Here is a 12,408-nt window from a genome sequence, read left to right on the forward strand (position 1 = left end):
GTTCGGGGCTACCGGCTTTTGAACAAGCCCCCAAGGATGCCGCGCACGATCCGGCGTCCTGTGGTGCCCTTCAGCTCTTTGATGACCGCCTGACTCATAGCCGTTGCAAACGTGTCTTTCTGACGTGACACGCGCGACGACGACCGCCCGACCCTGCTGCCGGAATACCGGCGCGCGGTGGCGAATTCGCGTTCGGCCAGAGACAGGGCCTCTTCCTGCTCTTCCGCTTTTGCCGCCTCCTGCGCGGCTGTATCGGCACGCGCCCTGAGGATCTCGAACGCGGATTTTCGATCCTTCAGCGTGCCGTATTTTGCCTTCATCGGAGAGGCAGCCATGACCGCCTGCCGTTCGGAGGCCGTGATCGGACCAAGCTGAGACCCCGGTGGCCGGATCAGCGTGCGTTCGACGATTCCCGGCACGCCCTTCTTCTGTAACATGGAGGTCACGGCCTCACCCACACCAACCTCACGGATAGCGGCCTCGGTGTCGAAAGCCGGGTTTTCCCGATAGGTTTCGGCCGCAAGACGCAGGTTCTTTCTGTCCCGCGCAGTGAAGGCGCGCAACGCGTGTTGAACCCGGTTGCCCAACTGCCCCAGAATATCCTCGGGGATATCCGCCGGGTTCTGCGAGATGAAATAGACGCCAACGCCCTTGGACCGGATCAGACGCGCGACCTGCTCGACCTTATCGACCAAAATCTTTGGCGCGCCTTCGAACAACAGATGAGCTTCATCAAAGAAGAAGACCAGCTTGGGTTTTTCGGGATCGCCCACCTCGGGCAGTTCCTCGAACAACTCGCTGAGCAGCCACAAAAGGAACGTCGCGTATAGGCGCGGCGACCCCATCAGCTTGTCGGAGGCCAGAATATTCACCATCCCCTGCCCGTTTTCGTCGAGCCGCATCAGATCGGCCAGTTCCAGCGCCGGTTCGCCAAACAGATTGGTGCCACCCTGATTTTCCAGTACCAGCAGACGCCGCTGGATCGCCCCGATTGATGCGGTTGAGACATTGCCATAGCGCAAGGACAGCTGGGCGCGGTTTTCCCCGATCCAAACCAGCAAGGCTTGCAGATCCTTCAGGTCCAGCAGCGGCATACCTTCTTCATCCGCAACGCGGAAGGCGATGTTCAGAATGCCCTCCTGCGCTTCGCTCAGGTCCATGAGGCGCGACAACAGCAGCGGCCCCATCTCGGTCACGGTGGTTCTGACCGGGTGCCCCTGCTGCCCGAACAAATCCCAGAACGTCACCGGGCAGGCGGCATAGTCGTAGTTTTGAAATCCGATACGCTGAGCCCGATCCTGAAACGCCTGATGCAGCTTGTGGTTTTCGCTGCCGGCTTTGGCCAATCCGGAAAGGTCACCTTTGACGTCAGACAGAAAGACCGGAACACCGGCCTGCGAAAACCCTTCGGCCAGAATTTGCAGGGTCACGGTCTTCCCCGTGCCAGTGGCGCCGGCGATCAGGCCGTGTCTGTTGGCATAGTTCAAAGCAAGGGATTGAGGCTGGCTATAGTCTTCACCTGCACCGCCCAGAAAGATGTTTTTGTCCATGTATCTAAGGCCTTAATTTCACCGATCTGCCCCCAGCATACAAAGTTAACCTTTAACTGCGATAGTCATTTTCGCTGCCTTCGCGGCGCAAGGTGCAAGGCGGCGAACTTCCTCCCTGTCGACTGGCCGCGCCTTCGGGCGCGGTTTTTTTAAGGAACGCTGGTCGTGTCATTAAAATTTCAGGTTTGCAGTTGACCGCCGCGCTCCCCTCTCGTAACGTCTGCGCATAACTAAGTCGGCCAGTCCGACGGGGAGAACATTTTCTGGAAGGGAGCCGCTCCACCGGCTCCCTTTTTCGTTGCCGAGTTGCGACGGTCGACGGCAAGAATCCGTTCACTTCCACATGTTCACGCTGCTTAATGACTGACACCATGATCCAAGGGTGATAGACCGGGCAAAAAGCTCTGTCACACTGCCGAGGCATTCATGATCAAGAAACTCCTACCATCCACCGTAATGGCAGCCGCGTTGATTTGCGGTGCCGTAAGCGCCCAGGAAACTCAGACCGAGGAAACCCCGTCGCAATCCGCCGACAGCGGCCTGGATCTGGGCAGCGAAGGCCCCCGCATCGGCGAGCAATTCGTCAAGGAAAAGTCGGGCGATTGGGACGTGTCCTGTATCAAGGCTGAAGAAGGCGACGATCCTTGCGCGATGGTGCAGATTCTGAACGGCCAACAGGGAGAACCCATTGCCGAGGTGACCATTGGCAAGCTTCCTGCGGGAGGTGCAGCGGTGGCTTGGGCCAACGTGATCGTACCGTTGGAAACGCTGCTGCAGGCTCAGCTTGCGCTGTCGATTGATGGGGCACCGCGCAAACTTTACAACTATCACCATTGTGTGCCGGTTGGGTGCGTCGCGCAACTGGGGCTCAGCCAGGGCGACATTGACGCCATGAAAGCCGGCAGCAAGGCCGTCCTGTCGCTGGTGCCTGCGCGGTTCCCGGATCAGGTCCTGCAGATGGAGATGTCGCTGTCTGGCTTCACGTCCGGTTTCGACGGGCTGGTCGCCAATCAGAACTGACCTACCGAAACAAAAAGCGCCGCCGATTAAAACCGGCGGCGTTTTTCATTTCCAACTGTCCTGCTTCAGACGCGTTTCAGGGCCAGAACCGCGTTCAGCCCGCCAAAGGCAAACGCGTTGCTCAGCGCCACATCGACCTTGGCTTCGCGGGCATCGTTCGGCACCACGTCCAGCGCGCATTCCGGGTCCGGTTCTTCATAGCCGATGGTCGGGGCAATTACACCGTCACGCAGCGCCATGATGCAGGCCAGCAACTCCACAGCGCCGGTGCCGCCAATCAGATGGCCATGCATGGACTTTGTGGACGAGATCATCAGATCGTCCGCATGCGGTCCGAACACATCGGCCACCGCCGCGCATTCGGTTTTGTCGTTTGCTGCCGTTCCGGTGCCATGGGCGTTGATATATCCGACCTGATCCGCGTTCAGCCCGGCATCGGCCAGCGCGCCCGACATGGCCCGCGACGCGCCTTGCTTGCTTGGCATTACGATGTCTGACGCGTCGGACGACATCGCAAATCCGACCACTTCGCACAGAATGTCCGCGCCGCGCGCCCGCGCATGTTCGTATTCCTCGAATACAAACACACCCGCGCCTTCACCCTGAACCATGCCATTGCGGTTGGCGCTGAAGGGGCGGCAAGCATCCTTGGACATGACGCGCAAACCTTCCCAGGCCTTCACACCGCCAAAGCACAGCATGGATTCCGATCCGCCTGTGATCATCGCGGGTGCGGCTCCGCTACGGACCATCTGAAAAGCCTGCGCCATGGCATGGTTCGAAGACGCGCAGGCCGTCGAAACCGTGAAACTGGGACCTTTCAGATTATGCTCCATCGACACATGACTGGCTGCGGCGTTGTTCATCAGCTTGGGCACAACGAACGGGTGAACGCGGTTCTTGCCGTCCTCGTACACAGACCGGTAATTGTCGTCCCAGGTGGACACGCCGCCACCCGCAGTGCCAAGCACAACGCCGGAGCGGGCCGCAAGGTCACCGTGAAACTCGATCCCCGACTGATCAATCGCTTCCTTCGCCGCAGTCAGCGTGAATTGGGTGAACCGGTCATACAGGGTCATCTGCTGGCGGTTGAACCGCCCTTCGGCCTCGAACCCACGCACCTGGCCGCCGATCTTGATGGCCAGCCGGTCCACATCACGGAACTCAAGCTCGGAAATGCCGCAGCGGCCTTCGCGCATAGCCTCCAGCGTATCGGGAACGGAATGGCCCAGCGAGTTGATCGTCCCGGCCCCGGTAATGACAACGCGTTTCATCAGCTTAGGTCAGACCTTTTCCGACACAAGCTTTTCAATGCCCGCGATGATGGCAGCAACATTTGAGATATCGAAATCGCTGGCCGTTGGTTCGTTGGCGTTGAACGGCACCGAAATGTCGAACTCTTCTTCTATGGCAAAGATGCTTTCGACCAGTCCCAGACTGTCGATGCCCAGATCTTCGAGCGTACTTTCGGGCGTCACATCCGAAGGCTCCAGCACGGCCTGCTCAGCGATGATTGCGATGACGCGGTCGGTGATGCTCATGTCGATCCTCTGATTATCACGTTGAGTGTGATTTAATCACTCGGAGGCTGTTTGAAAACAGCCTTTTTCAACGCCTCTACGTCACGTGCCATGCGCGGCAACCGGCGCTGGGCCTTGTAGACATCTGTATGGGTTTCCATTTTGATGCCCGGATAGCCCATGATCACCCGTCCCGCAGGAACATTGGACAGGATTTTGGTGCCTCCGCCCGAGATAACGCCGTCGCCGATAAAGATATTGTCCACCACGCCGGTCTGACCGCCCAGAACGACATTGTTGCCGATCTCGACCGATCCGGACACGCCGGTTTGGCCGCACAGCAGACAATCCTGCCCAACGCGGGTGTTGTGGCCGACATGCACAAGGTTATCCAGTTTGGAACCGTTGCCGATGCAGGTATTGCGGATCGTGCCGTTGTCGATGGTGCAATTTGCCCCCACCTCGACGTCATCGCCGATCTCCACCGCGCCCAGCGAGTGAATACGCAGCCAGCTTTGCGCGCGCGCCTCGCCCTGATCGCCCAGGGTTTTGCGCGCGTTTTCGGCCCCCGATACCTCGGGCGTGACAAAGCTGAAGCCGTCACCGCCGATTCGAGCGCCGGGTTGAGCGATGAACCGGTCGCCGATTTGCGCCCGCGCTCCGATGCTGACCATCTCGCGCAGCGTCGCGCCATCCCCCAGCACAGCGTCCATTCCAATCACGCAATGCGCCCCGATGACGGCATCCTTGCCGATCCGCGCCCTTGCGCCAATGACCGCGAGCGGCCCAATGGATGCGCCCTCGCCAATATTCGCGGTCGGGTCGACCACTGCCGATGGGTGAATCCCCTGCGCGACCCCCTGTCCCCGGTCCAGCATCGACGTAATCCCGGCCATGGCCATACGCGGCCGCGGAACAAAGATCGCAGCCTTCAGCCCCAGCGCCTGCCAATCCGCGCCTTCCCACAGGACCGCCGCCCGTGCCGACCCGGCACTCAGCGCTTCGGCGTATTTCGGGGACATGGCCATCGCGAGGTCCGATGCACCTGCATCCGCAGGTTCTGCCGCCCGTTCGATGATCAGGTCCACATCGCCCTGGCTTTCGGCACCGAGCGCTTCGGCAATTTGCTGAATAGTATACTGCATGACGGGCTTCCCGGTTTAAGGACGTGCCCCGGTGATTACCCCTGAACGTCCGGCAGGGCCACCCCTGCTTTCTGCAGGGCCTCCCAGATTTTCCGATCCCGGTCGTAAACATCGCGGCGGTACTGAACCTGACCTTTTGGCCCGATATAAGCCGTGCGGTAGATCAGATGAACCGGAACATGCTGTTCAAGCTGCACGGTCGTTTCCTTGCCGGTGGCCAGAACGCGGTGAAAGAACGCCTTAGGGTCTTCCTCTTGTCTGGCCAACAGCGCGTAGGCGAACTCAAACGGCTGCGCCAAACGGATACACCCGTGCGAGAACGCACGCACCTCGCGCGCGAACAGGTTTTTCTGAGGCGTATCATGCAGATAGATGTTGTACTTGTTGGGGAACATGAACTTCACCAGCCCCAGCGCATTGCTTTTGCTGGGCGGCTGGCGCATCGCGAAAGGAAAGTTCCTGGCGTCGAACTGGGTAAAGTCGACCGCACCGCGATTGACCTGACGACCGGAGCGATCCGTGATCTGAATATGGCCGACCGCGTTGGGATTGGACTGCAGTTTGGGCAAGTATTCCTTGGTGATAATCGACCTTGGGACATACCAGCTTGGGTTGATGACCATATGCTCCATCTCGTCCGAGAACTCGGGGCTGCGCCGGTCATGTGTGTTCTTGCCAATCACCGCGCGCGTTTCGAAGGTCACCTGCCCGTCATCGACGATCTTGGCGGAGAAGTCGGCCTGGTTGACCAGAATGTGCCGGTCACCTCGGTCACGCGGCAGCCAACGCTCGCGTTCCAGCGCAACGTAGACTGCCTTCAGCCTCTCGGATGCGCTTCGGTTAAGTTCTGTGATCGTTCCCTGCCCGGCAACGCCATCCGGTTCCAGACCGTGATCCACCTGAAAGGCCTGTACCGCAGACAACAGCGCGTCATCGAATTTCGGGCTGGCCGTCGGTTTGAGGTATCCCAGGGAAACTAACCTGTTGCGCAGCTTAACGACGTTGGGTCCGGTATCGCCATATTCCAGCTTGGACACCGGAACGGTCGCACCCCACCCCCCTTGCTGCACAAGGTTTTCCAGGGCTATCTTCTGTTTCATCAACGCCCGATACTGGGTCGATTGCGGGGCCAGCTGATCGAAATACGCGGCGTTTTCGGTGGCAATCAGCCCCTGCAAGTGGTCTTTGGCCGGGGTCCGTTCAACCTTGCGAACCAGCCCGTCGTCGATATCCGAAGGACGCAAAGCGCCGGATTGGAGACTGCGCGCGTACTCGACAAAAGCTCGGGTCAACTTGATCTCGACCGCGCCCAGATCGCGCATTGTACGCGCGGTCTGCATCTGATCCAAAAGCGCCTGAACGTTGTGGGACCCGCCGGGCAGCCCGTGCATATGCGTTGTCGACAGGGCTCGGATCAATCTACCGCGCCGGGCCTGATGCTCGGGCGTGGTCCCCACCCAAACCGGCGCAAACCCGCTGGTCCGGTAGAATTCGGCAATCCCCGAGCCTGTCGGCGCAAACTCGGCAACGGCCATCTGGAATGCGGTCGCTGGCCTGGTTTCGGCACTGGCAACGGATGCCGCGGCGAAAAAGCATGCGGCGACGAGGGTACTGGTACGCGTCCGAAAAACAGAGAGCATTTGATGGCCTTGACTATTCAATATCTTACGTCGTTTGTATTGCGTCGATAACTATGGTTTCGCGCCACGCAGAATGTCTATTCACAAATGCTTCAATTCTGCGCTTATGTCCGCGCGTGATGCTTGTTTGCATCGGCTGAATCGGGCCGACACGTAATTGTCTAAAGATTATACCCATTTGCATCACCTGCGCAAAAATCTGCCGAAAATTCCCCCTTGAAATGGTGAATATGAAAGACTTCTTGGCTGCCTTTCGCCTCTGTGTCATAAATCCCGCATCTGGGATGGGAAAAAATTAAGATCGCGCGCGTAACATCGTGTGCAGGCAGGAACAGTACGGGACGAAACAGAAATGACGAAGTGCAGTACCTCGGGCCTGACCCGGCGTGCCCTATTGGGCGCATTCGCAGCTACGGCAGTCGTGGCCGCACCGACTTATTCCAATGCAGCAGGGTTCCTTCGCGGCGGTGGCGATATCCGACGCATTCGTATGTATTCCGGTCGCACGGGCGAACGGATCGACATGATATATTGGGTCGATGGAAAATACATCAAGGACGCTGTCAAAGAAGTGAACCACTTCATGCGCGATTGGCGGACCGATCAGGTCAAGGACATGGACCTGCGCACCATCGACATCATGGCCGCCTCGCACAATCTGCTGGATGTCAACGAACCCTACATGCTGCTGTCCGGCTATCGCTCCCCGCAGACCAACGCGATGCTGAGATCCCGGTCGCGTCGGGTTGCCAAAAACTCGTTGCACATGAAAGGTCAGGCCGCTGATCTTCGCCTGTCCTCCCGCTCGGTATCCCAGATGGCCAAGGCAGCCATGTCTTGCCGCGCCGGCGGCGTCGGCAAATACTCCCGCTCAAACTTTGTACATATGGACTGCGGCGTGGTCAGGTCCTGGGGCGGCTGACACGCCCGTTCCAATTCCAGTCAACGACGAGCGCCACCCGGCGCTCTTTGTTTTTGGGGCGAAGGCAACGGAAGTCTGACCGCCACGTCTATGAACAGACGTCATCTCCGACGGGATCGGAAGCTGGTGGACTGACAGGAATATGGCGCACCTGAGAGGATTCGAACCTCTGGCCTCTGCCTTCGGAGGGCAGCGCTCTATCCAGCTGAGCTACAGGTGCCTTGGCCGTTAGCTAACCTTGTTCCGGTCCGGGTGCAACTGCAAATCTGACCAGAAACGCCCGGTTTCACGCAAAGAGTTCATGCGCCAGTTCCAGCGCGTCAATCAGCGTATCGACCTCTTCCTTGGTGTTATAAAGCCCAAAGCTGGCGCGGCAGGTGGCGGTCACACCAAAGAAATCCATCAGCGGTCCGGCGCAGTGATGACCTGCGCGCACGGCAACACCTTTCTTGTCGAGAATCGTCGACACATCATGGGCATGACCGGCCCCGTCCAGCGTAAAGCTGAAAATCGCCGCTTTGTCCGGGCGTGTGCCTTGCACCTGTACCCAGTTCAGCCCCGTGAGCCTTTGCATCGCGTAATCGCGTATTCCGGCCTCATGCGCGGCAATGTGTTCCATCCCCAGATCCGACATGTAATCCAGCGCAACGCCCAGTCCGATGGCCTGAACGATGCCGGGGGTTCCGGCCTCGAATTTCATCGGCGGATCGTTGTAGATGATCTGATCCTTGCTGACCTCTTTAATCATGTCGCCGCCGCCGATGAAGGGGCGCATTTCGGCCATCCTTTCGGACTTGATGTAGATCGCGCCGGATCCGGACGGACCATACAGTTTGTGTCCGGTGATTGCATAAAAATCGCAGCCGATATCCGACACGTCGACCGGCATGTGCACGGCCCCCTGACTGCCATCCACAAGCACAGGAACGCCTTTTGCATGCGCGCCCTGAGTGATGGCCTTGACGTCCACCACGGTCCCCAGAACGTTGGAACACTGCGTCACAGCAACCAGTTTGGTCTTTGGTCCGATCGCATCAATCACGGCCTGCGGGTCAAGCCCGCCATCCGCGTCCACATCCACCCATTTCAACACGACACCCTGCCGTTCGCGCAGAAAATGCCAGGGCACGATGTTGGCGTGATGTTCCATGACGCTCAGGACGATCTCGTCCCCGGCCTGCAGGCGGGGCATAGCCCAGCCATAAGCAACCAGATTGATCCCCTCTGTCGTTCCCGAGTTCAGGACAATCTCATCCTCGCTTGCCGCGCCCAGAAACCGGGCAACCGTGCCGCGGACGGCCTCATATTTCTCGGTCGCCAGATTGGACAGGAAGTGCAGGCCGCGGTGCACGTTCGAGTATTCTTCGGCATAGGCGCGTGTTACCGCATCAATGACAACCTGCGGCTTTTGCGCCGAGGCCCCGTTGTCCAGATAGGTCAGCGGTTTGCCGTTGACCTGCCGCGACAGGATCGGAAAATCTGAACGGATTTTTTGCACGTCGTACATGGTCTTCTTTCCCTATACCGGGGCGCTGGGCGTCAATGCGAGGACAAATGGCACTGCCACAAGGGCAGAAAGCATGATGACCGCAAAGGATTTCCACAGCGATCCGAACTTATGGGCCTCATTCAGGAAATGCAGTGTGACGTAAAGGCTCAGCACGGCAGTGGCGAGAAGCAGCAAAAGCATCAGGAACGGAAGCGCGATGGCGACGACAAGCGTGATGAACAGCGCTGCGATCTGAAGGTATTGCAACCAGACCGTCAGGATCATGATGTCGGCAAACGCCCCGACACCGCCAAGCAGACGCCCGACAAACAGAAACGCCACGATGCTCAGCAGCATGGCCCCGGCGGATCGCACCAGATTCAGCAACACCGAATCCGGCGGCGGAGCGGCCTGCCCTTCCGGAACGGGTATAAGCTGATCAATTCCGATCTGAACCAGACCATTCAGGACAACAGCCAGCGCAAAGGCCAGCCACAGAACCTCGCGCCCCGGACGCAGGGCCAGCAACTGACGGGCGGTCTCGGCCGGGTTGGTCAGGGTCTGAACAGCCAGATTTCCAAACGAAGCAACGTTCATTCCGACGCCCTTTGCGATTGCACAAGTCCGGCCAGCCAGAACCAGACGAACACCGCCGTCCAGATCAGCCCGACCCACCATAGCAGCGGTCCGGGACCGATGAACCCGGCGACCAGCCCATTCAACAAGACCAGCGGTGTCGAGGACAAGAGCGCCCAGAACAGCGCAAGCCGCGCACCGTATGCAGTGCCCTGCCCGCCCACCAGACGCGCGATCCCATAGGACAGAAACGCAAACAGGTAGAATATCAGTGGCAGGAAAATAACCGTGCTCAACAAGGCGCCGCCCATCAGCATGTTCAGCTCAAGCCCTTCCAGATGCGCGCGGCGGGCCAGGCCCGGCAGTTGCGCAATGAAGGCAACCACACAGAACCCCATCACAAAGATAAGCGCCCTGTCCTCGCGCTGGCCAAGGTCGAGAAGCCGGCGCACGACCCGCCCCGGCCCCCGATAGGTGGCCACGATATCCGAAGTCACCGGCATCAGATGTGCCGCGAGAGCCAGCCTTCCAGGCGGTCCACCATGGCCTCGGCCAGGGCCTCGTCCTCGATTTCATCCACGGCTTCGGCCAGAAAGGCCAAAGTCAGCATGTTGGTGGCATCCTTGGCTGGCACCCCCCGCGACCGCAGGTAGAACAAGGCCGTCTCGTCAATCGCGCCCGAGGTCGAGCCATGCGAACAGGCCACATCATCGGCATAGATTTCAAGTTCCGGTTTGGCCAGAAACTGGCTGTCGTCATCCAGCAACAGCGACTGGCTGATCTGATAGCCGTCGGTCTTTTGCGCGCCTTCCTTGACCAGGATCTTGCCCTGGAACACGCCGGTCGCGCCGTTGCGCAGAACCTTCTTGAACACCTGACGGCTTTCGCAGTTCACCGCATCATGGGTCACAAAGACGGTGTCGTCGTGGTGGAAGTCACCATCGCCGACACAGGCACCGGCCACATGCGCAACGGCATCGTCACCGGTCAGTTCGACGACCTGCTCATTGCGCGTCAACACGCCGTTCACGGTCAGCGTGAAGGACTTATAGATCGACTCGCGGCCCAGCCGGGTGAACATATGCGTCGCCGCACGGCGTTCGTGATCCCTGCCCTGCGCACGCACGTGATGCAGCGTACCGCCATCGGCGATATCGATCTCCATGCACTTGTTAAAGCGCGAGGCCGCCGGTCCGTTCTCCAGAATGGTCACTTCGGCACCGCTTTCGACCCGCACGATATGGTGCAGCATCGCGTCCGACGTTTCCGATGCGTGGCGGTAGATCAGGCTGATCGGCTTGCTGGGTTTCCCGGTGACATGAATCGCCACCCCATCCGCCGCGAACGCCGTGTTCAGGGCTGCCAATGGCCGCTGCACCGGGGTCTGGCCCCGTGCCTCAAGCACACCGTAGAGTTCCTTGGCCCAGTGGATGTCCTTGCAGCAGATATCCTCGATCCGGTCGATCGCAACGCCCTCAAGCGACAGCTCATCCGAGTCTTCCGGGCTAAACACGCCATCAATGAACACGATTTTCAATCGGTCCAGACCACCGAACAGCATCGGTTCATCCGCATGGAACAGAGCCGCCCGAGGCGCCTCAGGTGCAATCAGTGTCTCGGGGCGGGTGTATTTCCAATACTCGTCCCGCCGGCCGGGCAGACCCATTTCCAGCACGCGGGCCAGCGCATCCTCACGCGCGGCACGGGTGCATCCTGCGTCCGGCATGACCAGATTGGACAGCCGTGCCTCGGTCGCGGTTTGTTTGACTTCGGGCAGCGCCATCAGTTCACCTCGGCCAGAATGTCGGCATAACCGTTGTTTTCAACCTCAAGCGCCAGCTCGGGGCCACCGGTCTTGACGATCCGGCCATCCGCCATGATGTGCACGACATCCGGTTTGATGTGGTCCAGCAGACGTTGATAGTGGGTGATGACAAGGAATCCGCGCCCTTCGTCGCGCAGCGCGTTCACACCTTCCGCCACCAGTTTCATCGCGTCCACGTCGAGGCCGGAATCCGTCTCGTCCATAATGCACATCTTGGGTTCCAGCATCGCCATCTGAAGGATCTCATTGCGCTTCTTTTCGCCGCCCGAGAACCCTACGTTCACCGGTCGTTTGAGCATATCCGCGTCGATCTTCAGCGACTTCGCCACCGCACGGACGGCTTTCAGAAAATCGGCAGCCGAAAGTTCGTCTTCTCCACGCGCCTTGCGCTGTGCGTTCACGGCGGTGCGCAGGAAGGTCATGTTGCCCACACCGGGAATTTCCACCGGATATTGGAACGCCAGAAAGATGCCGGCTGCGGCGCGCTCTTCCGGCTCCATCTCAAGCAGGTCCTCGCCTTCCAGTTCCGCCGATCCTTCGGTCACCTCATAGCCGTCGCGACCCGATAGCACGTAGCTGAGCGTAGACTTGCCCGAGCCGTTCGGCCCCATGATTGCGTGCACTTTGCCGGCCTCGACCGTGAGATCGACACCTTTGAGGATTTCTTTCTCTTCTTCCTCAAGTTTCACGTGCAGGTTATTGATTTCCAGCATTTTTTGTC

12 protein-coding genes and 1 tRNA gene are annotated in these 12,408 nt (G+C 59.4%); 2 read left to right on the forward strand and 11 right to left on the reverse strand.

Features of this window, described 5'->3' with window-relative positions; translation table 11 throughout:
• Positions 1–8 precede the first annotated feature (8 nt).
• On the reverse strand, positions 9–1,550 hold the full coding sequence (locus tag ACR0D8_RS06160; RefSeq protein ID WP_480645258.1) for a helicase HerA-like domain-containing protein: 1,542 nt from the start codon (positions 1,548–1,550) through the stop codon (positions 9–11).
• 426 nt (positions 1,551–1,976) lie between these two features.
• On the opposite strand from ACR0D8_RS06160, the gene ACR0D8_RS06165 reads away from it, so the two are divergent.
• A complete protein-coding gene (locus ACR0D8_RS06165; protein ID WP_480645260.1) occupies positions 1,977–2,570 on the forward strand; it encodes an invasion associated locus B family protein in 594 nt (197 codons plus the stop codon).
• Between the two features lie 65 nt (positions 2,571–2,635).
• On the opposite strand, the gene ACR0D8_RS06170 is transcribed toward ACR0D8_RS06165, so the two are convergent.
• Genes ACR0D8_RS06170 through ACR0D8_RS06185 form a run of 4 tightly spaced genes read right to left on the reverse strand, consistent with a single transcriptional unit; the run spans position 2,636 to position 6,875 of the window.
• Positions 2,636–3,844 (reverse strand): beta-ketoacyl-[acyl-carrier-protein] synthase family protein, encoded by a 1,209-nt coding sequence (locus ACR0D8_RS06170; RefSeq protein ID WP_475160737.1) that lies wholly within the window; start codon positions 3,842–3,844, stop codon positions 2,636–2,638.
• A gap of 9 nt (positions 3,845–3,853) precedes the next feature.
• A complete protein-coding gene (locus ACR0D8_RS06175; RefSeq protein WP_170760709.1) occupies positions 3,854–4,111 on the reverse strand; it encodes an acyl carrier protein in 258 nt (85 codons plus the stop codon).
• 32 nt (positions 4,112–4,143) lie between these two features.
• Positions 4,144–5,235, reverse strand: a complete 1,092-nt coding sequence (gene lpxD / locus ACR0D8_RS06180) for a UDP-3-O-(3-hydroxymyristoyl)glucosamine N-acyltransferase (RefSeq protein WP_480645261.1) — start codon at positions 5,233–5,235, stop codon at positions 4,144–4,146.
• A 35-nt stretch (positions 5,236–5,270) separates the two neighbouring features.
• Positions 5,271–6,875: a L,D-transpeptidase family protein gene (locus ACR0D8_RS06185; protein WP_480645263.1), complete on the reverse strand. Its 1,605-nt coding sequence runs from the start codon at positions 6,873–6,875 to the stop codon at positions 5,271–5,273.
• 352 nt (positions 6,876–7,227) lie between these two features.
• Between ACR0D8_RS06185 and mepK the strand changes: the two genes are divergently transcribed.
• Positions 7,228–7,797: a peptidoglycan L,D-endopeptidase MepK gene (gene mepK / locus ACR0D8_RS06190; protein ID WP_475160744.1), complete on the forward strand. Its 570-nt coding sequence runs from the start codon at positions 7,228–7,230 to the stop codon at positions 7,795–7,797.
• A gap of 143 nt (positions 7,798–7,940) precedes the next feature.
• Here mepK and ACR0D8_RS06195 read toward each other — a convergent pair.
• The 6 genes from ACR0D8_RS06195 to sufC all read right to left on the reverse strand — a co-directional run bounded on the left by ACR0D8_RS06195 (position 7,941) and on the right by sufC (position 12,400).
• Positions 7,941–8,017, reverse strand: a tRNA-Arg gene (locus ACR0D8_RS06195).
• 66 nt (positions 8,018–8,083) lie between these two features.
• Complete coding sequence (locus ACR0D8_RS06200; RefSeq protein WP_480645266.1) at positions 8,084–9,304, reverse strand: cysteine desulfurase; 1,221 nt, start codon at positions 9,302–9,304, stop codon at positions 8,084–8,086.
• A 12-nt stretch (positions 9,305–9,316) separates the two neighbouring features.
• On the reverse strand, positions 9,317–9,883 hold the full coding sequence (locus tag ACR0D8_RS06205) for a YIP1 family protein (protein WP_475160747.1): 567 nt from the start codon (positions 9,881–9,883) through the stop codon (positions 9,317–9,319).
• Positions 9,880–10,365: a YIP1 family protein gene (locus ACR0D8_RS06210; protein WP_480645267.1), complete on the reverse strand. Its 486-nt coding sequence runs from the start codon at positions 10,363–10,365 to the stop codon at positions 9,880–9,882. Before ACR0D8_RS06210 ends, ACR0D8_RS06205 begins: the two co-directional genes overlap by 4 nt.
• On the reverse strand, positions 10,365–11,645 hold the full coding sequence (gene sufD / locus ACR0D8_RS06215) for a Fe-S cluster assembly protein SufD (RefSeq protein ID WP_480645269.1): 1,281 nt from the start codon (positions 11,643–11,645) through the stop codon (positions 10,365–10,367). The genes ACR0D8_RS06210 and sufD overlap by 1 nt, the downstream gene beginning before the upstream one ends.
• A complete protein-coding gene (sufC, locus tag ACR0D8_RS06220; RefSeq protein WP_480645271.1) occupies positions 11,645–12,400 on the reverse strand; it encodes a Fe-S cluster assembly ATPase SufC in 756 nt (251 codons plus the stop codon). The genes sufD and sufC overlap by 1 nt, the downstream gene beginning before the upstream one ends.
• Between the last annotated feature and the right edge of the window lie 8 nt (positions 12,401–12,408).

It is taken from the genome of Ruegeria sp. BG10 (assembly GCF_056538575.1).